Raw genomic sequence first — 25,243 nt, forward strand, 5'->3', positions numbered from 1 at the left:
GCTGAGCTGTCGAAAGGCTACAGGCGAGAAGCGGTGGCAGCTGTACCGCGAACGAGCGCGGCGATCGCGCGGAGAGCCTCTGAGGTCGGGGTGAAGTAGCCGTCGTGGCCGTCGACGCCGCCGACCGGGATGGCTGTCGCGCCGAAGGACGGGGTGTAGACGTGGGTGCCGTGGCCGGCGCCGAGGAGGTGGAGGGCGGGGATGCGGCGGGTCCAGTCGTTGGGGGCGGTGCCGGCCCAGATGTGGGCCTGCGTGTGGAGGTCGGCGGCCCTGTCGACGCCCAGGCCGGGGCTGCCCAGCGCCACGATGTCGGTCACGCGCGGGTCCAGGGTGTGTGCGGCCAGGCCGGCCACCGTCGAGCCGTAGCTGTGGCCGACCACGACGATGCGCCGGCCGGGCAGGCGGGAGACGAACTCGCGCAGGGCGGCGGCGCCCGCGCCGGCCAGGTCCTCGCGGGCCGCGTCGAGGCCCACGCCGTGGGGTGGGTGGTAGCCGAGCCAGGCGACCACGGCGACGGCCGGGTCGTCGATCGCGGCCGCCAGCTGTCTGGCCTGCCAGGCCGGGGCCCTTCGCTGGACGCCGCCCAGGCCGCGGTCGAAGTTGGCGGCCGTGGTGTCGACGCCCGGGATCAGGACCACGACCGTGCGGGCGGCCGGCAGGTCGCCGACGATCTCCAGTGCGCGGCCGTCGGGCAGGCGGACGTTCTGCAGCGGGAGCGGGGCGGGGGTCGCCGGGGCGTGGGTGGGGCCGAAGACGGTCAGGGCGGCGGCGATGACGGGCAGCAGCAGGAGCGTTCGCATGCGGTGCAACGTAAGGAGGCGGGCGGGTCCGGATCGTCATACTGCGGAGTGGTTGCCGGGCTCACTCCGCGGTACCGAAGAAGGCCATGGGGTCGGCTTTGCCGGAGTGGACGGCGGCGGCCATCCGCAGCCGCCGCTTCACGCCGGTGAGGTGGTCGTGGACGTCCGGGTCGCCGTGGCGGGAGGCGGTGAGGTGGGGCAGGCCCCGGGCGCGCAGCCAGCGCAGGAGGACGGCGCCCTCGCTGTTGGGCCAGGGGCGGCGGCCGTGGTAGACGTCGTGGACGGCGACGGCGGTGCCGGGCTTCAGGTGGTCCAGGAGCGCCGTGGTGTACCAGCGGGCGAAGCCGGCCGTGTGCAGGGCGTCGATGAGGACGAGGCCCGGGTCGGCGGGGAGGTCGGCGGTGCGCACGTCGCCGTGCGTGAAGCGCCAGCGGGTCTTCGTGAGCTCGTCGGGCAGCGTGCGCCGGGCGTGGGCCACCCGGTCGTAGCTGTAGAGGATGCCGTCGCCGTTGTCGCGCAGGGCCCGCAGCAGCCAGCTGGTGGACCAGCCGTGGAAGGCGCCTATCTCGATCACGGTGTGCGGGCGCAGGGCGCGGACGGCGAGGTACATGATCTCGGCCTCGATGTCGTCGAGCTTGGGGTGCATCGGGGCCTGGACGAGCAGTTCGCGCTGCTCCTCGCGGGCGGTGCGCAGGTCGGTGGCGTGCTCGCGGTACCAGGAGATGATCGTGTCCACGGAGAACATGGCGCGACCGTAGGGTGCGGGGGACGAAACGGACGTCACTCCCGGGAGCCATCCGCCGGTGCTACCGGGGTACTACTCTCCCGCGGTGACCACGCCCGTCTCGTAGGCGAAGACGACGGCCTGGGCCCGGTCGCGCAGGTCGAGCTTCTGCAGCACCCGGCTCACGTGGGTCTTCACCGTCTGCTCGGCGACGACGAGGGTCTCGGCGATCTCGGCGTTGGAGCGGCCGCGGGCGATCAGCCGCAGCACCTCGATCTCGCGCGGGGTCAGGTCGCGCAGCCGGGCCGGCTGGTGGGTGACGGCGCGCGGGCGCGCGGCGAACTCCTCGATGAGCTTGCGGGTCACCGACGGCGCGAGCAGGCCCTCGCCGGCCGCGACGACCCGCACGGCGTTGACGAGCTCGGCCGCCGGGGCGTCCTTGAGCAGGAAGCCGGACGCGCCCGCGCGCAGCGCCTCGAAGACGTAGTCGTCGAGGTCGAACGTGGTCAGGATGAGGACCCTCGGGCGGTGCAGGTGCGCGCCGACGCCGAGGATGCGGCGGGTCGCCTGGAGGCCGTCGAGGACCGGCATGCGGATGTCCATCAGGACGACGTCGGGGGCGCGCTCGCGGGCCAGGGTCACGCCCTGCTCGCCGTCGGGGGCGTCACCGACGACCGTGAAGTCGGGCTGGGCGGCCAGCAGCGCGGCGAAGCCCTGGCGGACCATCGCCTGGTCGTCGACGATGAGGATCTTGATCATGCGTCTCCCAGGGGCAGTGTCGCGACGACCTCGTAACCGCCGTCGGCGGCGGGGGCGGCACGCAGGGTGCCGCCGATGGCGGTGGCGCGCTCGTGCATGCCGATCAGGCCGTGACCCTTGCCCTCCGGGACCAGGGGGCGGCCCGTGGGCTCGTTGCGGACGAAGACCCGCAGCTCCGCCTGGTCGCGGAAGATGACGATGGCGACCGGGGCGCCGGCGGCGTGGCGGCGGGCGTTGGAGAGCGCCTCCTGGACGATCCGGTAGGCGGCCAGGCCGACGCCGGGCGGGACCTCGATGCCGGGGGCGGGCGAGTACTCGATCTGGACGCCGGCCGCGCGGGCCTCCCGGATCAGGCCGGACAGCTCCTCCAGCGTGGGCTGGGGCTCGGTCAGCGGGACCGAGTCGTCGCGCAGGACACCGAGCAGGCGACGCATCTCGGTGAGCGCTTCTCTCGACGTACCGGCGATGGCCTGAAGCTCTTCGGCGACGGCCGGTGGGACGCCCTCGATGCGGTAGACAGCGGTCTCGGCCCGCACGGCGATGAGGGACATGTGGTGCGCGACGATGTCGTGCATCTCGCGGGCGATCCGGTTGCGCTCCTCGGCGATCGCGCGCCGGGCCTGCGCCAGCTCCGTGCGCTCGGCCTCCTCGGCCAGTTCGCGCTGGACCTCGCGGCGGCGGCGGATCTGGTCGCCGATGACAAGCACGGCCAGCACCAGCAGGAACAGGCCGGCGACGTTGCCGGGGTTGACGTACGCGAGGATCAGCAGGAAGGCACTGAGCCCGGCCGCGACGACGACCTCACGGCGGTGCCGGACGGCGACCACGAAGAGGATCACCGGGTAGCTCATGATCTGCACCGGCTGGAACGGCCACGGCGTGCCCTGGACGATCTTCAGGACGAGGCTGGTGTAGATCGCGGCGAAGAACGCGATGCGCCAGGCCAGCAGCGGCCGGGTGGCGACGATCCCGATCGGCACGGCGATCAGGATCGAGCAGGCGATGATCTGGATCCAGTTGCGGGTATCGGCCTCGGGGACGTTGCCCTGGTAATACTCGAACGCGAGCAGCCCGCACAGGATGCCGAGGATGGCGCCGGCCATGGGCAGCGCCCGGCCGACCTTGGTCCTGGGGTGGACCGGCGGATCCTTGGCGGCGATGAGCCCCCACAAGCCGCGCGCGATCCACCCCACGATCGACATGCTATGACAGCTGGGGCGTCACCTCGTCCAGAGCCTGGTCAACCGTCTTCACGGTGATGCCCTTGGACTGGATGAGCTGCAGCTCCTTGTCCAGGTTGGCCGGCGTCACGGCGTAGGTCGGGTCCTCGGCCGTCGCGCTCACCTCGTGGTAGACGAGCACCAGCCAGCTCTTGTCCCGGATCGCCTGGTCGATCCACAGGCCGACCTGGGCCGGCGTGGTGGTGTTCAGGATGTTCTGCACCTTGATGTTGTAGACGTCGGTGCTGTCCTTGGTGTTGTACCCCTCGTCGGTCGAGCGGTGCGAGCGGTAGTACTTCTTGCTGCTGGCGATCACGTTCGCGTTGTACTCGCCGAACGGGGTCGCGAAGTTCTTCGCCACGGTGTTGGTGCCGTACCACTGGCGCAGCGTCGCCTGGCTGTCCTTGAGCTCGGCGTCGATCTGCGCGGCGGTCATCGTCGGCAGGTGCGGGTGGTCGACGGTGTGCGAGGCGACCTCGATGCCGTGGGCGGGCAGGTTGAGCATCTCCGCCTTGGTCATGTAGTCCGGGTAGTCGGTGGTGCTGGTCAGGACGTAGTAGGTGGCGTCCATGTTGTACTTGTCCAGCAGCGGCAGACCCGCGGTGTACTGCGTCTTCCAGCCGTCGTCGAACGTGAGGCTGACGAGCGCCCGGTTGAGCTGGGCCGGGGTGTACTCGGCCAGGCTGAAGTCGTCCGACGTGACCCAGCCGACCTTGGCCAGCACCTGGAACACGGTGATCTTCGTGGCGCCGGCCGGGACCGTGTACTGCGCGCTGACCTTCGCCCAGGCCGCGGACGTGGGTGCGGCGGCCAGGTACGCGTACTGCTCCGAGCCGTCGGTCATGGTGACCTCGACGTCGATCTCGCTGTCGACGCTCGACTGGTACCAGTTCGAGTACTGGTAGGTCTTGCCCGGCGTGACGGTGACCGCGGCCGGGCTCCACTTCGAGTCGCCGCTGGTGTACTGCGAGATCTGCGTCTTCACGCTGTGGCTGCCGGTGTGCCCGGTCGTGAGGTAGCTGAACGCGGTGGTGTTGGTGCCCCAGGTCGAGCTGGTCCAGCCGGCCGGGGCGGTGCCGTTGGCGGTCTCGACCCCGGGGTTGGCGATCAGGTTGCCGGTCGTGGTCGGGGGCGGCGGCGTCGTGGTCGTGTTGTTGACGGTGACCGTGACCTTCGACTGCGCGGCGGTGGCGCTGGAGGCGGTCCGGGCGGTGGCGGTGACCGTGTGGACGCCGTTGGTGGCCTTCTTCGAGTCCCAGGCGGCGGCGAACGGCGCGGCGGTGTCCTCGGCGGCCAGGTCGACGCCGTCGACGGCGAACTTGACGCCCAGCACGTCGGCGCTGGCGGTGGCGGTCACCTGCTGCGTGCCGGAGACGGTGGCACCCTCGGCGGGCGCGGTGATCTGGACCGAGGCCGGCGTGGGCGTCGGGTCCGCGGCGCCGGACTCGGCGAGGAAGTACAGGTCGGTCTGCAGGCTGCCCTTGGCCGCCAGCACGTGGTAGACCGACGCCTTCACCGCGTCGGCGGGCGTGGTGAACTCGATCGAGAGCTGCTTCCACGCGGCCGAGACGGGGGCGTCGGCCAGCCAGACGAACGTCTGCTTGCCGGCGGCGTTGGTGTAGACGACCTCGAGGGAGGTCTTGACGGTCCCGATGTACCAGTCGGAGACGACGTACTTGGTGCTCGGCTTCACCGTCACCGGCGCCGCCATCCACTTCGCGTCACCGGAGGTGCGGGCGGTCATGGTGATGGCCAGGCTCCGCCGCCCGTCCTTGCCGGTCGTCTGCCACGTGGACGTCGCGGTGTTGGTCCCCCACCTGTCGAACGTCCAGCTGGCCGGCCCGGACCCCGACGCCGTCTCCGCCGAGGGGTTCCCGATGAGGTTGGCCCCGACCGCGAACGCCGTCACGTTCGGCAACAGCGCGGAGACAACGGCCGCGAGGACCGTGCCGATGAGTAATCTGTACAGTCGCACGCGCCGGTACCCCTTTTTTCCCGTTGAGCAACTTCGGACGGGGTATCAGACCAATCGTCCCCATATCGAGTCAACGCACAGTGGGGACGCGCTCACGACATTGCTGATCCCCGCGGTCGTGACCTGCGATGACTCGCAGATTAGCCGGTTGGAGAGTGCACGTTCGGATTAACTCCAACGCGCGCGGGGTGATACTGAGAGTCACCCAAAAGTGGTGAGACCCCTGCTGTTCATGGGCCACCTTCCGTAGCGTCTCCCCCGTGGCTGTTCGGAAGATCGACCGCAACGACACGGTGAGCGGGTGCCCCGTGGCCCACGACGGTGACGGGGTGTGGCGGCTGCGGGGGTACTCCGCGGGCCGCGCCCTGCTGCGCAGCACCGAGACCGTCCAGGCCGGCATGAACGTCGAGGGCATCGAGAAGATGCCGAAGCGGATCCGCCGCCCCGTCCTCTACCGCGACGGCGAGGAGCACCGCGAGCACCGCCGGCAGACCGCCCGCTACTTCACGCCCCGCCGCGTCGACGCCGCCTACCGCGCGCTCATGGAGCGCATCGCCGACGAGCAGCTCGATCGCCTGCGCCGGGAGCGCCGGGCCGACCTGTCGCAGCTGAGTTTCCGCCTGGCCGTGGCCGTCGCCGCCGCGGTGATGGGGCTGACCGGCGGGCGCCCGGGCATGCCGTACCGGCTGGAGAAGTTCTTCCCGGAGCAGTACGGGCAGCCGGGCTTCACGAGCCCGAGTGGGGTGTACTGGTTCGCCCGCCAGAATTTCTGGACCCTCGCCTTCTACATGTGCGACGTCCGCCCGGCGATCCGCGCCCGCCGCCGCGAACGCGCCGACGACGTCATCTCCCACCTGATCGACGAGGGCTGCTCCGACGGCGACATTCTGGGCGAGTGCCTGACGTTCGCCCCGGCCGGCATGATCACGACCCGCGAGTTCATCAACGTGGTCGCCTGGCACCTGTTCACCGACGCCGACCTGCGGGCCCGCTACATGGCCGCCGACCCGGCCGGGCGGCTGGCCGTGCTGGAGGAGCTGCTCCGCCTGGAGCCGGTGGTGTCGACGCTGAAGCGGCGCACCACCGCCGAGGTCGAGGTGCCCGGCCCCTCCGGCCCGATCGCGATCCCGGCCGGCTCCAGGGTCGACGTGAGCATCACGAACGCCAACCTCGACCCCGACGCGCTCGCGGCCGGCGGCCCCGGCCTCAGCTTCGGTGACGGCCCGCACCGCTGCCCGGGCGCGCACGTGGCGCTGCAGGAGACCGACATCTTCGTGCACCGGCTGTTCGCCCTGGACGGCCTGCGCATGGCCACCCCGCCGCGCGTGTCGTTCAAGGAGGACATCGCCGCCTACGAACTGCGCGGCCTGACCGTGGAGCTCGCCCCGCAATGACGGCGTGAAGCCGGTCCGCGTCCCCTCGAGTGCTGCGCCGGCGTGGGCGTCGCCGCCGCGCCTCCGCGACCTCCCGGGTCAGCCGCGCAGGTGGGCCTGGACGGCGCGCTGGAAGGCGCCGGCGGGCAGGGACCAGGCGTCGGCGATGGTCCAGGCGGCCATCACGCGGGGCTCGGGGACTTGACCAGGCGGGTGGTGACGGCGTGGGCGGCGTACAGGGCGTAGCCGACCAGCAGGGGCGCGGTCAGGGGGACGAACAGGGCGAGCGCGGCGGCGACGGCCGACACCCCGGCCACCGCCGCCGCCGCACCCGGTTGCCGCCATGCTGTGCGGGCGGCCCAGCGCAGCGCCTCGCGCCAGCTGGACGGGGACGTGCCCCGGCCCAGGCGGACGAGGGTGAGCATGCCGATCGCGAGCAGCACGACGACCGCGACGCCGGTGCCGGCCAGCGCGGGCGACCCGCCCGGGACCCGGCCGCCGGCCACGGCGCCGACGTTGTAGACCAGCAGGAGGACGAGGGCGGACGCCGCCAGCGACGCGAGGAGGCCGCGCACCAGCGAGGCGCGGAAGAGCCGCCACATCGCCGGGAGCGACACCTTCTCGCCGCGGGCGATCACGCCCACCGCCGATGAGCCCGTGCGCACCGCGGCGCCGAGGGTCACCAGCGGTACCGATGCCACGGTCACGAACAGGCCCACCAGGGCCACGTCCGCGGCGACCGTGATCGTCTCCGACCAGTCTCGTCTCACGGCGACCTATCCCTTCAGGCCCGAGGTGTTGATGCCCTCGACGAGCATCCGCTGGAAGGCCAGGAAGAACAGGAACACCGGGACCAGCGACAGGACCGACATCGCGAACATCGGGCCCACCGAGACCTGGCCCGAGGAGTCGATGAACGCCCGCAGCGCCACCGGGACCGTGTTCTTCGTGGTCTCCGAGACGTAGACGAGCTGGCGGAAGAAGTCGTTCCAGGTCCAGATGAACGAGAAGATCGCGGTGGTCACCAGCGCGGGGCGCGACAGGGGGAGGATCACGCTGCGGAACACGCCGAACGGTGAGCAGCCGTCGATCTTCGCGGCCTCGTCCAGCTCGCGGGGGATGCCGCGCATGAACTGGACCATGAGGAAGACGAAGAACGCCTCGGTGGCCAGGAAGTGCGGCACGATCAGCGGCAGGTAGGGGAACTCGCCGCCGACCAGGCCCAGCTGCTTGAACAGGATGAACTGCGGCACGATGAGGACGTGGCCGGGCAGCAGCAGGGTGCCGATCATGACGGCGAACCAGATCCGGCGGCCCTTGAACCGCAGGCGCGCGAAGGCGTAGGCGGCCAGCAGGCAGGAGACCGCGTTGCCGACCACGACAAGCAGGGAGACCAGGGCGCTGTTGAAGAAGAACCGGCCGAAGGTGACGGCGGCGCTCTGGAAGTGGGCCCACCCGTCCGGGTAGTTGGACGGGGTCCAGCTCTGCGGCCAGACGGAGACGTTGCTCAGCACCTCCTCCTGGCTCTTGAAGCTGCTGCCGACCATCCACACCAGCGGGTACAGGATGATGAGCAGGATCGCCAGGACCACGAGATACCTGGCGCTCGCCTTGATCGCGGTCATCGGTCGTCGCCTCCGTCGGAGTAGTGCACCCAGAAGCGGCCGGTGCTGAACAGCACGACCGTCAACAGGCCGATCGCGGCGAGGAAGACCCAGGCCAGCGCCGAGGCGTAGCCCATCTCGTAGTCGGTGAAGCCCTTGATGTACAGGTAGAGCGTGTACATGAGGGTGGAGTCGACCGGGCCGCCGGTGCCGCCGGAGATGACGAACGCCGAGGTGAAGCCCTGGAAGCCGTGGATGGTCTCGAGCACCAGGTTGAAGAAGATGACAGGCGACATCATGGGCATCGTCACCGACACGAACTTGCGCCACGCGCCGGCGCCGTCGACGGCGGCGGCCTCGTAGAGCTCCACCGGGACCTGCTTGAGGCCGGCCAGGAAGATGACCATCGGTGCGCCGAACTGCCACACCGCCAGCAGGATCAGGGTGCCCAGGGCCCAGTCGGGGTCGTTGACCCAGCCCTCGCCGTGGATGCCGAACAGCGCGAGCAGGCGGTTGAACGAGCCCTCGCGGTTGAACATCGAATACCACACGAAGCCCAGGGCCACGCTGCCGCCGAGCAGCGACGGCAGGTAGAACAGGCCGCGGAACAGCCCGACGCCGCGCATCCGCCGGTTGAGCAGCAGGGCGACGCCGAATGCGGCGGCCAGTTTGAGCGGGACCGCGATGACGCCGAAGAGCACCGTCACCGTGACCGCGTGGTAGAACGCCGGGTCGTCGGTGAACATCCGCACGTAGTTGTCGAAGCCGACGAAGTGCAGCTCCGACCAGTCCGAGAGGATGTCGTAGTCGGTGAAGCTCAGGAAGAGCGAGCCGAGCATCGGCAGGAGCGTGAACGCACCGAAGCCGAGCAGCCAGGGTGACAGGAAGACGTAGCCGGCCCGGCCCTCGCGGCGGACCCCCCGCCCAGACCCCGAGGGGGCCTGGGCGGAGTGTCGCGGCGCTGGCCGTGCCGTCGCGGTGACAGCCACTGGAAGCGTTCCCTACTTGGAGATGGCCGTCTTCACGGCGCTGATGAACGCGTCGGCGGCCTGCTGGGAGGACGCCTTGCCGGCCTGCACCGACTCGGCGGCCTTGATCAGCTCCGAGCGCAGCGTGCTGTGACCCTTGAGCGGCACCGTCGGGGACGGGCCGAAGGTCTTGCCGAGCGTGTTCTCGACGTCGATGGAGGTCTTCATCGCCTTGTCGGTGACGGCGCTCTCGACGGCGGTGCGGACGTCCAGGTTCGACGGCAGGCCGCGGTCGGTGCCGAGGACCTTGCCGGCCTCCGGGTCGTTGGCCAGGAAGTTGATGACGTCGACGGCCACGTCCTTCTTGTCGCTGCCGCGGTACACCGAGAAGTACATCGACGCGCGCGCCCACTGGGCCTTGGGGTCGCCCGGGTAGGCCATCACGCCGAGCTCGTCCTTGGTGTTCTTCTGCAGCTCCGGCAGCTGGTTGACCCACACCCACGAGGTGAGGGCCTTGCCGGTGACGACGAGCTGCTTGGTGACGTCCGTGGCGTTGCCCTCGCGGATCACGTCAGCGGTCGGCGTCGCCTTGGCGTCGCGGGCGCCCTTCCACAGGTCGAACCAGGCGGTCACGTCCTGGGCGGTGAAGCCGAGCTCCTTGCCCTTGTACAGGTCCTTGCCCTGCTGGCGCAGCCACACCCAGAACGCCTTGTAGTCGGCGCTCGGGTCCTGGGTGCCGGGGACCTTCGTCGCCGCACCGGCCGTCTGGGCCCAGGTGATGAACTCGGGCCAGCTCATGCCGGTCTTGGGCTCCGGCTGGTTCGCCGCCGCCAGTTTCGTCTTGTTGTAGACCAGGCCCTGCGTGTTCTCGCCGAACGCGACGCCGGCCAGCTTGCCGTCGACCTCGCCGTACTTCCACAGACTCTCGGGGAACTTGGAGGTGTCGAGCTTGCCGGACTTCTGGTACGAGCTCAGGTCCAGCGTGACGTTGCGCGACGCGTACTCGGTGAGGAAGTTGTCGTCGATCTGGAAGATGTCGGGCGCGGCGTTGCCGGCCGTGAGGGTCGCCAGCTTGTCGAAGTAGCCCTGGTTGGCCTGCCATGTCGTCTTGAACGTGACGTTGGGGTGCTTCGCGGTGTACAGCTTCAGTGCGTCCTCGGTGAGCTTGGCGCGCGCATCGCCGCCCCACCAGAAGAAGCTCAGCTCCACCGGCTTCGTGGAGTCGGCCGACGGCGAGCCGCCGGAGTCGTCACCACACGCGGCGAGGGGTACGAGCAGAGCGGCGGCGGCGGCTACCGCGAGCAGCCGGCGACGGGGTGTTCCGGACATCGAATAACACTCCTGTGTCTGTCTCTGGCACGTGGCCGCGACAACTGGGGTCAGACCGGCGCGGGACCGGTGGAGTCGCGGATGACCAGTTGGGTCTGGAGCGTGACAAGTGCGGTTGAGCGCTGTTCGTCTTCGTGGTGCAGCAGCATGTCCACGGCCGCCCGTCCGGCGGCCGCGGTCGGGGTGGCCACGGTGGTGAGCTTCGGGCGCACCAGCCGGCTGAGCATGATGTCGTCGATGCCGACGACGCTGATCTCACCCGGCACGCTCACATTGCGGTCGTGCAGCCCTTCGAGCAGGCCGATCGCCATGAGGTCGTTGTAGACCAGCACGGCGGTCGCCCCGGTGGCCAGCACCGCCGCGCAGGCGGCCGATCCGGCCGCCTCCGTGGGCTGGAAGGGCCCGAGGACCGTGAGCGTGGCACCCGCGGCCTTGGCCGCGGCGGTTGCGGAGCGGCGGATCTCCCGGTTGGTCCACGAGCCGCGCGGCCCGCCCAGCAGGGCGATGTCGCGGTGGCCGAGGCCGACCAGGTGTTCGATGGCGGTCCGGGCGCCGCTGGCGACGTCCATGACGACCGCGGGCAGCCCCTCGACGGGCCGGTTGACCACGACGAGCGGCACCTCCTTGCGGAGCTTCTCGATCAGGTCGTTGCTCATGCGCGGGCTGCACAGCAGCACGCCGTCGACCTGTTTGGCGAGGGCGTGGACGAGCTGCTCCTCGACCACGGGGTCCTCGTTCGTGTCGGCGACGAACAGGTGGTAGTCGCGCTGGCGCGACTGGGATTCGGCGGCCTTGATGAGCGGCGGGAAGAACGGGTTCGCGATGTCCGCGACGATCAGCCCGATGTTGTGGGTGCGGCCGGTGATCAGGGCGCGGGCGGCGCGGTTGGGCCGGTAGCCCATGCTCTCCGCGGTGGACAGCACGCGGCTGCGCGTGTCGGGGTTGACCAGATGCGGTGCCGAGAAGGTGCGCGACACGGTGGAGACATGGACGCCGGAGGCGCGGGCGACATCTCGGATCGTGGCGGGCACGTGGAGTCCTCTCAAAGACCGTGATGCGGGTCACCGGGTGCAGCCAATTATGCAAACGTTTGCTCCCGTGTCAACGCCCCTCAATGGAAGTTTCGCGCTGGTATTGACCCCGCCAGGCCCCTTTGCGCATAGTTTGCTGCAAACCTTTGCAGCCCCAAGGGGGTTCCTTGAACAAGCGCTATGCGATCGTCGGCACCGGATCGCGGGCGGCCATGTTCGTGCGGGCGCTCACCGGCGAGCACCGCGGCACCAGCGAGCTCGTCGCCCTCGCCGACCCGAACCCGGTCCGCATCGCCGTGCACAACGACCGCCTCGACCGACCCGTCCCGGCCTATCCGGCCGGCGCGTTCGCCGAGATGATCGAGCGTGAGCGGGTCGACGTGGTGATCGTCTGCACCGTCGACCGCTACCACGACGAGTACATCGTCGCGGCCCTCGAAGCCGGCTGTGACGTGCTCACCGAGAAGCCGATGACGATCGACGCGCAGCGCTGCGCGCGAATCCTCGACGCCGTCGCGCGCACGGGCCGCCGCGTGCAAGTTACATTCAACTATCGCTACAACCCGCTGCACGAGGCGGTGAAACGCATCCTGGCATCCGGCGAGATCGGCGAGGTCGGCTCGGTGCACTTCGAGTGGCTGCTCGACGTGCGCCACGGTGCCGACTACTTCCGGCGCTGGCACCGCGACAAGGCCGACTCCGGGGGGCTGCTGGTCCACAAGGCCGGACACCACTTCGACCTGGTCAACTGGTGGCTCGACGACGACCCTACGTCGGTCTACGCCGACGGAAGATTGTTTTTCTACGGTACTGCGGGTGCCGGCCACGGCGCCGGGAAGTTCGCGATCGACATGGGCGACCCCGACCTCGCCGCGCTCTACGGCGAGGCGGCCGTGCGGGCCGACGGGTACCACCGCGACCAGGACGTCTTCGCTCCCGGCGTGACGATCGAGGACGATCTGGCGGTGATGGTGCGCTACGCTCGCGGCGCGACCCTCACGTATCACCTGACGGCCTACGCGCCCTGGGAGGGGTACCGTATCGCCTTCAACGGCAGCCGCGGCCGGCTCGAGCTGGACGTGACCGAGACCGACCACGTCTCGGCCGAGGCCGCCGACTCCCTCAAGGGCCATCGCGAGCCGGGCACCGCGAGCCTGCGCCTGCGCCGCTTCTTCGGCGCTCCGGTGGAGGTGCCCGTGGAGGGGTACCGCCGCGAGGGCCACGGCGGCGCCGACGTGCGGATGCTGGCCCAGCTGCTCGATCCGGACGCGCCGCCCGACCCGCTGGGCCGCTCCGCGGACGCCGCCGCCGGGGCCCGCGCCCTCCTCGTCGGGCTCGCCGCCAACGAGTCAATCATCACCGGTCGGCCCGTCCGCACCGCCGAGCTCAAGGCTGGAATCGTCAATGCATGAGGACCACCTGCTCCCCGCCGAACCCGGGGTCCGCGCGATCGCCCGCGAGCTGTACGGGCACGCCAAAGGTCTGCCGCTGATCAGCCCGCACGGCCACGTCGACCCGGCCATCCTGGCCGACGACCAGCCGTTCCCGGACCCGGCCCGGCTGATCGTGGTGCCCGACCACTACGTCACCCGGATGCTGGCCAGCCAGGGCGTCGCCCCGGCCGACCTGGGCGTGCCGTCGCTCGACGGATCGCCGGTGGAGACCGACGGGCGCACGATCTGGCGGCGGCTGGCCGCGCAGTGGCACCTGTTCCGCGGCACCCCGTCGCGGCTGTGGACCGAGCGCGTGCTGGCCGAGGTGTTCGGCGTGGACGGCCCGCTGAACGCGGACACGGCCGACCGGGTCTACGACACCATCGCCGAGCGCCTGGCGAGCCCCGAGTTCCGGCCGCGGGCCCTGTTCGAGCGGTTCAACCTGGAGGTCCTCGCGACCACCGAGTCGCCGCTGTCCGACCTCGGCGCCCACGCCAAGCTCGCCGCCGACGGCTGGGGCGGCCCGGGCGGGCGGGTCATCACCACCTTCCGCCCCGACGACCTCGTCGACCTGGACTGGCCCGGCTGGGCCGACCGGGTCGCGCAGCTCGGCGCGGGCACCTACGCGCAGTTCCTGGACCGGCTCCGCGAGCGCCGCCAGGCGTTCATCGCCGCCGGGGCCACCTCCAGCGACCACGGCCACCCGACCGCGGCCACCCTCGCCCTGGCGCCGCAGCAGGCGGCGGCGCTGTTCGACCGGGCGCTCGGGGGCCGGGCCGAGCCGGGCGACGCCGAGACGTTCCGGGCCCACATGCTCGTCGAGTTCGCCCGCATGTCGGTCGAGGACGGCCTGGTCATGCAGCTGCACCCGGGGGCCGTGCGCAACCACAACGCGGCGCTCTACGCCCGGCACGGCCGCGACGTCGGCGGCGACATCCCCAGCCCGACCGAGTACGTCCGCGCGCTCAAGCCGCTGCTGGACGAGCTCGGCACCGACCCGCGGTTCCGGATCGTGCTCTACACGCTCGACGAGACCGCGTTCACCCGCGAGCTGGCCCCGCTGGCCGGCGGCTACCCGGCCGTCTTCCTCGGCGCGCCCTGGTGGTTCCTGGACAGCCCCGAGGGCCTGCGCCGATACCGCGAGGCCGTCACCGAGACCGCCGGCTTCTACAACACCGCCGGGTTCGTCGACGACACCCGCGCCTTCTGCTCGATCCCGGTCCGCCACGACGTCGCCCGCCGCGTCGACGCCGGCTTCCTGGCCCGGCTCGTCGCCGAGCACCGCCTGCCGCTCGACGAGGCCGCCGAGACCATCGCCGACCTCGCCTACCACCTGCCGAAGCGCGTCTACGCGCGCACCGTCCACAATGGAGCTTCCGCGTGACCCTCATCACCGGCCTGACCGTCCACGACGTGCGGTTCCCGACCGCCGCGGCCGGCGACGGCTCCGACGCCATCAACAAGGGCGACTACTCGGCCACCTACGTCGTGCTCGACACCGCGGAAGGCACCCAGGGCTTCGGCCTCACCTTCACCAACGGCCGCGGCAACGAGATCACCTGCGCGGCCGTCCGGGCCCTCGAGCACCACGTCGTGGGCCACGCGGTCGAGGACCTGTGCACCGCCGCCGGCCAGCGGACGATCACCGCCGACGTGCAGGTGCGCTGGCTCGGCCCGGAGAAGGGCGTCGTGGCCATGGCGGCCGGGGCGATCCTCAACGCCGTGTGGGACCTGCGCGCCCGCCTCGACGGCAAGCCGCTGTGGAGGCTGCTCGCCGAGCTGCCGACCGCGGACCTGGTCGCGGCGGTCGACTTCAACCACATCACCGACGCGCTGAGCCCCGAGGAGGCCGCCGCGATCCTCGACGGCGGCCTGGACGGCTACGGCGAGCGGCTGGCCCACGCGACCGAGCACGGCTTCCCCTCCTACACGACATCCGTCGGCTGGCTCGGCTATGACGACGAGAAGGTCCGGTCCCTGACCCGCCAGGCGGTGAAGGACGGCTTCGACGCGTTCAAGATGAAGGTCGGCGGCCCGATCGAGGACGACGTGCGCCGGGCCGGCATCATCCGCGCCGAGATCGGGCCGGCCGCGCGGCTCATGATGGACGCCAACCAGGTCTGGGACGTCGGCGTGGCGATCGCCAACATGGAGCGCCTGGTCGCCTTCGAGCCGTACTGGATCGAGGAGCCCACCCACGCCGACGACGTCCTCGGCCACGCCGCGATCCAGCGCGCCCTCGGCGACCGCTGCAAGGTCGCCACCGGTGAGGTCGCCGCCAACCGAGTCATCTTCAAGCAGCTGCTCCAGGCCGGCGCCATCGGCATCATGCAGGTCGACGCCTGCCGGGTGGCCGGCGTCGGCGAGGTCCTGGCCGAGCTGCTCCTCGCGGCCAAGTTCGGGGTCACCGTGTGCCCGCACGCGGGCGGGGTCGGGCTGTGCGAGTACGTCCAGCACCTGTCGTTCTTCGACTACCTGCGGGTCAGCCGCTCGATGGAGGGGCGCATGGTGGAGTACGTCGACCACCTGCACGAGCACTTCACCGACCCGGTGCGGATCGCGAACGGCCGCTACGTGCTGCCCGAGCGGCCCGGCTACAGCGTCGAGCTGCGGCCCGAGTCCATCGCGCAGTACAGCTTCCCGGAGGGACCGGTATGGAACGCCTGAACCGCTCCACGTTCCGCGACGTCATCGAGCCGCCCGGCACCGGCATCGTGCACCTCGGGCTCGGCGCGTTCCACCGGGCCCACGAGGCGGTCTTTACCGAGGACGCGATCCGCAAGGCCGGTGGGGACTGGGGCATCGCCGCCGTCGCACCCCGGTCCCGGGCCGTGCTCGACCCGCTGCTGGAGCAGGACCGGCTGTACAGCGTCCTGACCCTCGACGGCGAGCGGGTGACGCCGCGGGTGCTCGGGGTGCACACGCAGGCACTGCACGCGGCGAGCGCGCCGGCGGCGGTCGAGCGCCTGCTGGCCGACCCGGCCGTGCGGGTCGTCACGCTGACGGTGACCGAGAAGGCGTACCGGGCCGACTCCGGGATCATGCGGCTGCTGCTGGCCGGGCTGCGCGCCCGGGCCGCCACGCAGGCCCCGATCGCGCTTGTCAGCTGCGACAACCTGCCGTCCAACGGGCAGCGGCTGCGCGAGCTCATCACGCCCGAGCTCGACGACGTGAGCTTCATCGGGTTCCCCAGCACCATGGTGGACCGCATCGTCCCGGCCAGCACCGACGCCACCTACGCGACGGCGCGCGACGTGCTGGGCCTGGAGGACCGGGCCTGCGTGGCCGCGGAGCCGTTCAACGCCTGGGTCCTCGAGAACGACTTCCCGGGCGGCCGGCCGGCGTGGGACCAGGCCGGCGCCGTCATCACCGACGACGTCGCGCCGTGGGAGGGGCTGAAGCTGCGGGCGCTGCTCGGGGTGCACTCGGCGCTGGCCTATCTCGGCGCGCTCGCCGGCGCCCGCACGGTCGACCAGGCCCTGGCCCTGCCGGGGATGCGCTCGGCCATGGAACGTTTCATCGCCACGGACATCGCGCCGACCCTCACACCGCCCGACGGGGTCACCGTCGAGCAGTACGGCCGCAGCGCCCTGGAGCGCTTCGCCAACGCCGGCCTGCGCCACCGCACCCTCCAGATCGCCATGGACGGCTCGCAGAAGCTGCCGCAGCGGCTCCTCGGCACCATCGCCGACCGGCGGGCGGCCGGCAGCGTCCCGGTGTACGCCACGCTCGTGCTCGCCGCCTGGATGAAGTTCGTGCGCGGGGCGGCCGACGACGGCACTCCCCTGCCGCTCGACGACCCGATGGCCGACCGGCTGCGGGCCACCCCGTCGCTGCTGGAGCTCGACGCCGTGTTCCCGCCCGGCTTCGCCGACGACGCCGAGCTGCGCGCCCAGCTGTCGGCGTGGAGCGCCGACCTGGACCGCCACGGCGTGGTCGGCACCCTGCAGGCCCTGCGGTGAGCGGTCCGCAGGGCGGCGGAGGGGCCGCGGCCCAGCCGGCCCGGGGCCGGCCCGCGACGGCGCCGCCGCCGGCGGAGGTGACGGCGTGACGACCACGGTGGCGCTCATCGGCGCGGCCGGGCACGGGGCCTGGCACCTGCGCGCGCTCGACGCGCTGGGCGACCGGGCCCGGCTCGTCGCCACCTGCGACGTCCAGCCCGGCTACGACTACACCGACCACCGCACGATGCTGGCCGAGCGCAAGCCCGAGGTCGTCATCGTCTGCACCCCGCCGCACACCCACCTGCCGATCGCCCTCGACGTCCTGGACGCCGGCTGCGACCTGCTGCTGGAGAAGCCGCCGGTGCTGACCCTGGCCGACCACCGCACGCTCGCCGCGGCGGCCCGCGGGCGGGTCCTGCAGGTGAACTTCCAGGCGCTCGGCTCACCGACGATGCCGATGCTGGCCGAGCGGGTCGGCGAGGTGCACTCGGCGTCCGTGGCCGGGGCCTGGTGGCGGCCGGACGAGTACTGGCGGCGCTCCTCCTGGTCGGGCCGGCGCGGGCTGGACGGCGCGCTCGTGAACCCCTTCGCGCACGCGCTCATGCAGGCCCTGGCGATCACCGACCTCCGTCCACCGTGGACGTTCAGCCTCGACCGGTACCGCACCCGGCCGGACGTCGAGGTGGAGGACACGGCCACGCTGCGCCTCACCGGCCCCGACGGCCGCGGCGTGTTCGTGGCCGTCACCCTGTGCTCCGGCGAGTTCGTGCCCGGCGACATCACCGTCACCGGCAGCGCGGGGACGGTCGAGGTCGGCTACGCCCAGGACCGCCTCGACGGCCAGGTCGTCCCCGGCCGCATCGGCCTGCTGGAGAACCTCCTGGACCACCGCGAGCACGACGCGCCGCTGCTCGCCCCGCTGGCCCGCACGGAGCCGTTCGTGGCGCTGGCCGAGGCGATCCTGGCCGCCCCCGACCCCGTACTGCTCGACCCGGCCCGCCTGGCCCGCCGGGAGGACGGGCCCGAGATCCCGGGCGCCGCCGCCCTGGTGCGCCGGGCCGCCGCCGAACGTGCCCACTTCCGCGAGATCGGAGCCTTCCAATGAGGAAACTGTCACTGGCCGACCTGCCCGACGGGGGTACCCCGGCCACGCTCGCCGCCATCGGCCAGGGCTGGGGCCCGGTCCAGCGCGGCGGGATCAGCCGCTACGACGCGCCCGGACACCGGACCCACCCGGAGTCGGACGTGCACGTCCACGACGTGCCGGAGATCTTCACCATCGTCCAGGGCGCCGGGGTGCTGGAGCTCAACGGCGTGGCCGAGACCCGGTTCGCCGCGGGCGACCTGCTCATCATCGAGCCCGGCGAGAACCACCACCTCGTCAGCGACGGCGACGTGCCCCTCGTCTTCACCTGGATGCACCTCTCACCGGTTGACGCGGGATCGACATCGGTCTAGCTTGAGCGCTGAGGAAACCGCTTTCCTAAGGCGGTTCCTCAGCCCCTCGCATCGCGGCCGACCCGCCCAGTCCGAGCCGCACACCCCATGCGTCACGTCTCCCTGACCGGAGGAAGCATGGAAGCCCAACCCAGGCGGCGCCGATGGCCGATCGTGGCCGGTGGCGTCGCCGCGTTCACGGCCGTGGCCGCGGCCGCCGCACAGCTCGCGTTCGCGGCCACACTGTTCAGCGACAACTTCGAGGACGGCGACACCGGCGGCTGGTCGAAGTCCGGCGGCACGTGGGCCGTCGTCTCCGACGGCTCCAAGGTGCTGAGCCAGAGCAGCTCGGGCAGCGAGAACGCCCGGGAGTTCGCCGGCGACGCGGGCTGGACGAACTACACCGTCTCGGCCCGCGTCAAGCCGGCCTCGATCGGCAGCGGCGGCCACGCCGCCCTGCTGGCCCGCGCCTCCAGCTCCACGACGTTCTACCGGCTCGCGCTGCTGTCCGGCAGCGTCCAGCTGCAGGCCGTCAACAGCGGCTCGGTCACCGTGCTCGGGCAGGTCTCGCGCACGGTGAGCACCGGCACCTGGTACACCCTGTCGCTGTCCGTCTCCGGCAGCACCATCGCCGGCTCGGTCGACGGCACCTCGGTCGGCTCCGCGACGAACTCGTCGGTCGCCAAGGGCCGCATCGGCGTGCAGACCGTCTATGCGGCCGCGGCGTTCGACGACGTCACCGTCAGCGACACGGCCGGCCCGACCCCGACCACCACGGGCCCGGGCTCCACGGCGAGCCCCACCAAGTCCCCGACCCCGACCCCGACGCCGACGCCCACCGGCACCGGCGGCGGTGGCAGCACCCCGACCGGCGCGTGGCCCACGTCCACCGGCTCGGTCACGGTCAGCGGCACGATCTCCGTCAGCGGCACGCTCGACGGTGGGCTGAAGCGGTACTGCTGCATCGGCGACGGCGGCCAGAGCGAGTCGCAGGACCCGATGTTCGAGCTGGCCGACGGCGCGACGCTGAAGAACGTCATCATCGGCTCGCCCGCCGGTGACGGCGTGCACTGCCTGGGTCGCTGCACCATCCAGAACGTCTGGTGGGAGGACGTCGGCGAGGACGCGGCCACGTTCCTGGGCACCAGCGGCGGTGACTCCTACGTCATCGGCGGCGGCGCGCGGTCCGCGACCGACAAGGTGTTCCAGCACAACGGCAACGGGACCGTGCACATCAGCGACTTCTACGCCAGCGGCATCGGCAAGCTGTACCGCGGCTGCGGCAACTGCACCAACCACTACGAGCGCCACGTCGTGGTCGACAACGTGCTGCTGGTGAGCACGAAGTACGTGGTGGGCATCAACACCAACTGGGGCGACACCGCCACGCTGACCCGGGTCGTGGTCCAGAGCTCGTCGGGCATCCACATCTGCGCCGAGTACACGGGCGTGGCCAAGGGCAGCGAGCCCAAGTACCTCGGTGACGGCCAGGGCGACGGGCACTGCAACTTCAGCGCGTCGGACATCACCTACAAGTAACAACGTGCAGCCGCGGCACCCGGGGTCCGGGTGCCGCGGTCTAGCATCGACGGCCATGGACCCGACGACGACGCCGACGCTCGACTACAACGACCCCGCGGTGAAGGCGGGCGAGCTCGCCGGACGGCTGCTGCCCGCGTGCTGCTGCTTCATCGTCATCGTCGTGCTCATCGCCGTCCTGGTGATCCTGCTGCGCCGGCGCAAGGACCGCGAGCAGCGCCGGCAGATGGGCCACCACTGAGAAATCGGTCGCCCCGCGCCGCCGGCCGGGCCTAACCTCGCCTGATGAGACCCGTGCAGGACGTCGTCTCGCGGATCCGCTACGACGCCGCCCTCGACGCCGCGCGGTTCCGCGTCGGCTACGAGGACCGCGGCGCCGGCATCCGCGAGACGCCCCTGCTCGCCTTCGTCAGCGGCGGTGACGTGCCGTGGCACCGGGTCCGCTACGTCAAGGCCGGCACCGTCACCGTCTGGGACCGCCAGTCCCGCACCGACCTCGTCTTCGGCCCCGGCGCCGCCGACCTGGCCGCGCTGTCGGCCGCCCCGGCCGCACCGGTGGCGAAGGCGCCGAAGCGGTCGGTGGCCGCGTTCGCCGCGGCCGAGTGCCTGCGCTTCACCGGCGACTGGGCGCCGGCCGGCCCGCCCGCCGCCGTGCACGTGGACGCGCTGCAGGTGGCGACGTTCAACGTGCTCTGCGACGCCTACGACCGGGAGCTCACCTACCCCGAGCGCCGGGTCGCCGCCTGCCTCGAGCTCCTGGAGGGCCTCGACGCCGACGTCGTCGCGCTGCACGAGGTGACGCACGACCTGTGGGCCGCGCTGCTGGCCGCGCCGTGGGTGCGCGGCACCTACTGCGTGTCCGCGGGCCCCGACGCGGGTGTCGGCTACGGCACCGCACTGCTGTCGCGGTGGCCCGTCGCGCTCGAGGTGCAGCGGCTCTCGACGTACAAACAGCTCGTCCTGGGCTTGTTGCCGGTCAACGGGAGCACCGTGGGCTTCGTCGCCGCCCACCTCACCAGCGACCACACGGAGGGTGCCGAGCAGCGCCGCGAGCACCAGCTGCGGGTCATCGACGAGCGCCTCTCCCGCGGCGACGTGGACGCGGCGGTCGTGCTCACCGACCTGAACGCGGGCGACGACGCGGCGCCCGCGGTCCCCGGCTACGTCGACGCGTGGCGCGCCGTGCACCCGCACGACGCCGGCTTCACCTTCGACCCGGCCGTGAACCCGCTGGCCGCCATCGCCTCCCGCACCGGCCGCGCCGCCCGCCTCGACCGCATCCTCGTGCGCGGCCCGCTCACCCCGGTCGTCGTGGAGCGCTTCGCCGACCGCCCGTTCGCCGTCGACGCGGGCGTCCCGCACTACGCCTCCGACCACTTCGGCGTGACCGCCCTGCTGCAGCCGGCCCGGGAGACCGTGGACGCCGCGGCCGTGCCCACCTCGGCGCTGGTGATCCGCCCGCCCGCTCACCTGTGGGACCGGATCCAGGCGATCCGCGCGGCCCACGACCCCGCGTACCGCCGCTGGATGCCGCACATCAACCTCATCTACGGCTTCGTCCCCGAGACCTCGTTCGACGCCGCCGCCCGCGTGGTGGCCGCCGCCGTCGAGGGCGCGGGGGCGTTCACCGTCCGCCTGACCCGCCTCAACCGCTTCGACAATCGCGGCTCGACAACGGTCTGGGCCCAGCCGGAGACCACACCGCCGGATGCACTCCAGCGCCTGCAGTCGGCTCTGCAGGCCAGATTCCCCGGGTGTACCGCCGGTGCGTTCACCCCGCACCTGACGCTCGCCAAGCTCACCCGCGATGTCGAGGCGACCTACGCTTCCCTGCAGCGCTCGTGGACGCCCCTCGAGTTCACGGTGACCGCCGTGGACCTGATCAGCCGCCGCGCCGACCTCCCCTTCGCGGTCCGCCGCACCGTAGCGCTGACCAACGGCCACACCGCCGCCCGCGACCTGGTCACCGCCGCCTGCCTGGCCCTGGTCCCCGGTTCGCGGGTCCACGTGGTGGGCTCCGTCCGCCTGGGCGTCTTCGGCCCCTCGACCGACCTCGACCTGGTCTGGGAGGGCCCGGCCGGCAACCCGCTGCCCGCCCTGGCCAACGCCCTGGCCGGCCGGCTCGCCGGCACCGTGGTCCCGGTGGTCCGCGCGGAGGTGGCCGGCGTGGCCGTGGACATCCAGTACGCCACCGACGACGAGCCGGGCCGCCGCGCGATGGCCGCCGTCCACGACGCCGACGCGTTGCTGGAGGGCCTGGACCCGGCCGCCTTCCGAGCCCTGCTCACCGAGGTCCGCCGATGGTCCCGCGAACGCGAACTGGACGGCGCCGCCTGGGGCCTGGTGGGCGGCTTCACGTGGGCCGTGCTGGTCGCGGAGGCCCTCCACCGCCACGCGACCGATCTGCCGGGCTTCCTGCACCACTGCGCCACCCACCCCCGCCGCCCCCGCACCGGCGACCGCCACGCGTACTGGCCCGTCTACTCCCCCACCCAGCCGGCCGTGAACACCACCCGCACCATGACCCGCTCGACCGCCGCCGTGGTGACGGCCGCCCTGACCGACGGCGCCCTGCCCGCCCCGTGGACCCACGACCGCCTCGAGACCCTTCCCGCCGACGACGACCTGGACGGCAGGGTCCTGGGCCGGATCCTGGCCCTGGAGGCGTCAGGGGCGACAGTGCGCCCCTATCCGCGGCGCCGCCGGCTCGGCATCGACGGCGGCGGGTAGACGCTCGCGGCCCCGGTCAGGCTCGTTCGGCGCCGGCGGGCCAGATGACCTTCAGGGGGAGGTCGGCCTCGCGGGCCTGGGTCACGACGTCGGCGGTGCCGCCCGGGGTGCCGTGGTCGTGGCCGTCCCAGACGGCCAGGAGGCGGTCGACGCGGGAGAGCATGATGCGGTTCGCGGCCACGTAGGCGCGGCGGCCGGCTCGGCGTTCGCCCGTCGGGACCACGCGGCTGGCGCGGGACAGGAGGGTGTCGTAGTCGTCGCGCCGGTCCAGGGGTACCACGCGGCGGTAGTCGGGGGCCGGGAGGATGACCTCGTAGGCGCCGCCGACCTCGTTGACCGCGTGCGCGAAGAGCTGGTCGGCGCCGTGGGCCAGGCAGGTCACGCCGATGAGGCCGGGGCCGGCGGTCAGCAGCTCGGCGACCAGGGCGGAGTAGATGGCGGCCGCGGTGCCGTTGGTGAGGTTTGTGTGGCCCGTAATGCCGACTCGCATGGCGGTCCCCCCAATGGTCAGCCGGTCTCAGCCGGTCGCAGCCCGGATCGGTTCGTGCAGGCGGACGATGGTGAAGCCCTCGTCGGCCAGCATTTCGGTCATGTAGCGCACAGCGTCGCGGGCCTTCTCGCGGCCGGGCTCGGGCAGATCCTGCCACGCCACGAGGTCCGGGTGGCGGCGGTGGCGGTCGTCGCGGTCGGTGTCGTGTCTCCAGCCGCGGCTGCGGCGCTCGTCGCACCAGCGGCGGTGTTCGAGCTCGGCGAGCTGCTCCAGCTCCCGCTCGGTGATCAGGCCGTCCTCGCCGTTGCGCACGGCGATCACGCAGCCGATCGCGTGCATCTTGGCCGCGATGCCCTGGACCTGGGCCCGGTTGGCGTTGCGCATCGACTCCGACAGCTGCGACCAGCCCACGGCGCTCGTCGGGCTGGCGGTGCCGTGGGTCGTTTCGAGGTACCGCTGATGGAAGCGCATGGCGAGGCGCTCGGTGAGGTCCTCGGCGATCAGGTGGGCGTCACACGCCCGGGTGATGATCGGATACACCCGCAGCTTGCGGTCGACCTCGTCCAGGAGGTCGTTGTGCTCGCCGCCGTGGAAGGCGTCGGCGAGGGCGGTGGCCCGGTAGGTGCAGACGAAGACGGCGTCGCTGACCGCCTGCCACAGCTCGGTGCTCTCCAGGGCCAGGTCGAGCATCCGCTCCTCGTCGCGGTGGCACAGGTAGATGCGGTCGTAGCGGGCCGGGCGGGTGATCCGGGGCAGCCAGGTGTCGAGCAGCTCGTTGTGGGCGCGGATGTGGCAGACGGAGTCGAGGAACGGGAAGCGGGCCAGGAGCGTGGCCAGGGTGCGGCCGGCGTCGGTGCCGATGAGGTCGATCTCCAGCTGGTCCCGGCGGCCGCCGGTGGCGCGCCAGTAGCGGGCGCTCTCGACGAGCAGGACGCGCGGGAAGGAGTTGTCGCCGGAGATGAGCAGGCGCACGGGCGGGCCGCCGGGGGCGGGCCGGCGCAGCGGGTTGAGGCGGTAGAGGGTGCGGGCGGCGACGTCGTCGACGTGGAAGTAGTCGAGCCGGAAGCGGTTGGAGCCGGCCGCGCCCAGGCGGCGGGCCTGCAGCAGGTGACAGGTCTGCTGCCGGTTGAGCTGGACGTAGATCCACGGCGGGGAGCGCAGCAGCTGCAGGTCGGTGCCGGCGGCGACCGACACGGCGTGGTTGAACTGGTCGTCGTCGCCGCAGATGTAGAGGTACCGGGCGCGGCGCAGGCCCGCGGAGCGCAGGACCTCGGGCGAGCGGGCGTCGCCGGAGACGCCGAGGAGCCGGCGGTGGCGCAGCTCGAACGCGCGGATCGGCGTGGAGCGCACGACCACGACCCGCTCGCCGCCGGCGAACAGCTGCTCGGCCAGGGCCTTGGCGAACGGGGTGTCGCCGCAGACCACGGCGTGCCGGCGGGCGGTGCGGGAGCGCAGCTTGCGCAGCTCGCCGGCGAGCAGGAGACGGCCGGTCTCGACGACCGTGCCCACGGTGAACAGCGGGGCGAGGAAGCGCGCGTACTGCAGCTCCGGCGGCAGCGGGCCGCTCGGGTCCTGCAGCGGGTCGGAGCCGAGCACGAACAGCTGCAGCGTGTAGTACCAGGTGTCGAACCAGTCGCGGCCCGGGTCGAGGAACTTTCGCATGCCGATCAGGCCGAGGATCAGCGCGACGACACCGACGATCCCGAAGACGGCCAGCAGCATGCTGGCGCCCGCCCGGCCGCCGCCCCGCTCGGGCCCCGCCACCGCACACCTCCGAAATGATTGACCGGATCTCCAGTGTGCGGTAATCGGAGCGTCACTGACAGATCCCGATGCGTGAGGATTTCGCGTGAATGTTTTGGCGGCGGCCGGGATATCGGGGACGAT

The 25,243-nt window shown here is 72.0% G+C and carries 22 protein-coding genes; 10 read left to right on the plus strand and 12 right to left on the minus strand.

The features are described from left to right. Positions 1–17 precede the first annotated feature (17 nt). From Dvina_RS39975 to Dvina_RS39995, 5 genes are all read right to left on the minus strand, one after another. The gene (locus Dvina_RS39975) at positions 18–800 is read right to left on the minus strand and encodes an alpha/beta hydrolase (RefSeq protein ID WP_223095175.1); all 783 of its coding nucleotides are present in this window, start codon (positions 798–800) and stop codon (positions 18–20) included. 61 nt (positions 801–861) lie between these two features. Further along, positions 862–1,545, minus strand: coding sequence for a class I SAM-dependent methyltransferase (locus Dvina_RS39980; RefSeq protein WP_223095177.1), 684 nt, complete (start codon positions 1,543–1,545; stop codon positions 862–864). Between the two features lie 72 nt (positions 1,546–1,617). Then, the gene (locus tag Dvina_RS39985) at positions 1,618–2,283 is read right to left on the minus strand and encodes a response regulator (RefSeq protein ID WP_223095179.1); all 666 of its coding nucleotides are present in this window, start codon (positions 2,281–2,283) and stop codon (positions 1,618–1,620) included. Next, on the minus strand, positions 2,280–3,476 hold the full coding sequence (locus Dvina_RS39990; RefSeq protein WP_223095181.1) for a sensor histidine kinase: 1,197 nt from the start codon (positions 3,474–3,476) through the stop codon (positions 2,280–2,282). The genes Dvina_RS39985 and Dvina_RS39990 overlap by 4 nt, the downstream gene beginning before the upstream one ends. 10 nt (positions 3,477–3,486) lie before the next feature. Then, a complete protein-coding gene (locus tag Dvina_RS39995) occupies positions 3,487–5,478 on the minus strand; it encodes a polysaccharide deacetylase family protein (RefSeq protein WP_223095183.1) in 1,992 nt (663 codons plus the stop codon). A gap of 260 nt (positions 5,479–5,738) precedes the next feature. On the opposite strand from Dvina_RS39995, the gene Dvina_RS40000 reads away from it, so the two are divergent. Further along, positions 5,739–6,872, plus strand: coding sequence for a cytochrome P450 (locus Dvina_RS40000; protein ID WP_223095185.1), 1,134 nt, complete (start codon positions 5,739–5,741; stop codon positions 6,870–6,872). 161 nt (positions 6,873–7,033) lie between these two features. Here the strand turns inward: Dvina_RS40000 and Dvina_RS40005 are convergent, their stop codons facing one another. From Dvina_RS40005 to Dvina_RS40025, 5 genes are read right to left on the minus strand one after another with little or no spacing between them, the layout of a single operon-like run. Further along, complete coding sequence (locus tag Dvina_RS40005; RefSeq protein WP_223095186.1) at positions 7,034–7,621, minus strand: hypothetical protein; 588 nt, start codon at positions 7,619–7,621, stop codon at positions 7,034–7,036. A 6-nt stretch (positions 7,622–7,627) separates the two neighbouring features. Then, positions 7,628–8,476, minus strand: a complete 849-nt coding sequence (locus Dvina_RS40010; protein ID WP_223095188.1) for a carbohydrate ABC transporter permease — start codon at positions 8,474–8,476, stop codon at positions 7,628–7,630. Further along, positions 8,473–9,444, minus strand: a complete 972-nt coding sequence (locus Dvina_RS40015; protein WP_380028725.1) for a carbohydrate ABC transporter permease — start codon at positions 9,442–9,444, stop codon at positions 8,473–8,475. The genes Dvina_RS40010 and Dvina_RS40015 overlap by 4 nt, the downstream gene beginning before the upstream one ends. 12 nt (positions 9,445–9,456) lie before the next feature. Next, on the minus strand, positions 9,457–10,752 hold the full coding sequence (locus tag Dvina_RS40020) for an ABC transporter substrate-binding protein (protein ID WP_223095190.1): 1,296 nt from the start codon (positions 10,750–10,752) through the stop codon (positions 9,457–9,459). Positions 10,753–10,802: 50 nt separating this feature from the next. Beyond that, the gene (locus Dvina_RS40025) at positions 10,803–11,783 is read right to left on the minus strand and encodes a LacI family DNA-binding transcriptional regulator (protein ID WP_223095192.1); all 981 of its coding nucleotides are present in this window, start codon (positions 11,781–11,783) and stop codon (positions 10,803–10,805) included. Between the two features lie 212 nt (positions 11,784–11,995). Between Dvina_RS40025 and Dvina_RS40030 the strand changes: the two genes are divergently transcribed. The 9 genes from Dvina_RS40030 (at position 11,996) to Dvina_RS40070 (ending at position 22,866) form a co-directional block, all read left to right on the plus strand. After that, positions 11,996–13,195 (plus strand): Gfo/Idh/MocA family protein, encoded by a 1,200-nt coding sequence (locus Dvina_RS40030; protein ID WP_246656646.1) that lies wholly within the window; start codon positions 11,996–11,998, stop codon positions 13,193–13,195. Beyond that, a complete protein-coding gene (uxaC, locus tag Dvina_RS40035; protein WP_223095196.1) occupies positions 13,188–14,600 on the plus strand; it encodes a glucuronate isomerase in 1,413 nt (470 codons plus the stop codon). The genes Dvina_RS40030 and uxaC overlap by 8 nt, the downstream gene beginning before the upstream one ends. Further along, complete coding sequence (locus tag Dvina_RS40040; protein ID WP_223095198.1) at positions 14,597–15,883, plus strand: enolase C-terminal domain-like protein; 1,287 nt, start codon at positions 14,597–14,599, stop codon at positions 15,881–15,883. Before uxaC ends, Dvina_RS40040 begins: the two co-directional genes overlap by 4 nt. Further along, on the plus strand, positions 15,871–17,178 hold the full coding sequence (locus tag Dvina_RS40045; RefSeq protein ID WP_223095200.1) for a mannitol dehydrogenase family protein: 1,308 nt from the start codon (positions 15,871–15,873) through the stop codon (positions 17,176–17,178). Before Dvina_RS40040 ends, Dvina_RS40045 begins: the two co-directional genes overlap by 13 nt. Before the next feature lie 85 nt (positions 17,179–17,263). Then, a complete protein-coding gene (locus Dvina_RS40050) occupies positions 17,264–18,265 on the plus strand; it encodes a Gfo/Idh/MocA family protein (protein ID WP_223095202.1) in 1,002 nt (333 codons plus the stop codon). Then, positions 18,262–18,618, plus strand: a complete 357-nt coding sequence (locus tag Dvina_RS40055; RefSeq protein ID WP_223095204.1) for a cupin domain-containing protein — start codon at positions 18,262–18,264, stop codon at positions 18,616–18,618. The genes Dvina_RS40050 and Dvina_RS40055 overlap by 4 nt, the downstream gene beginning before the upstream one ends. Before the next feature lie 117 nt (positions 18,619–18,735). Further along, positions 18,736–20,136 (plus strand): pectate lyase, encoded by a 1,401-nt coding sequence (locus tag Dvina_RS40060; protein WP_223095206.1) that lies wholly within the window; start codon positions 18,736–18,738, stop codon positions 20,134–20,136. A gap of 55 nt (positions 20,137–20,191) precedes the next feature. Then, on the plus strand, positions 20,192–20,377 hold the full coding sequence (locus Dvina_RS40065) for a hypothetical protein (protein ID WP_223095208.1): 186 nt from the start codon (positions 20,192–20,194) through the stop codon (positions 20,375–20,377). Positions 20,378–20,421: 44 nt separating this feature from the next. Then, a complete protein-coding gene (locus tag Dvina_RS40070) occupies positions 20,422–22,866 on the plus strand; it encodes an RNA repair domain-containing protein (RefSeq protein WP_223095210.1) in 2,445 nt (814 codons plus the stop codon). A gap of 16 nt (positions 22,867–22,882) precedes the next feature. On the opposite strand, the gene Dvina_RS40075 is transcribed toward Dvina_RS40070, so the two are convergent. Both Dvina_RS40075 and Dvina_RS40080 read right to left on the minus strand, forming a co-directional pair. Then, positions 22,883–23,356, minus strand: coding sequence for a hypothetical protein (locus Dvina_RS40075; RefSeq protein ID WP_223095212.1), 474 nt, complete (start codon positions 23,354–23,356; stop codon positions 22,883–22,885). Positions 23,357–23,383: 27 nt separating this feature from the next. Continuing rightward, positions 23,384–25,120: a RyR domain-containing protein gene (locus tag Dvina_RS40080; protein ID WP_223095214.1), complete on the minus strand. Its 1,737-nt coding sequence runs from the start codon at positions 25,118–25,120 to the stop codon at positions 23,384–23,386. Positions 25,121–25,243: the final 123 nt, after the last annotated feature.

It is taken from the genome of Dactylosporangium vinaceum (assembly GCF_019904175.1).
In the GTDB taxonomy this organism is placed as follows: domain Bacteria; phylum Actinomycetota; class Actinomycetes; order Mycobacteriales; family Micromonosporaceae; genus Dactylosporangium; species Dactylosporangium vinaceum.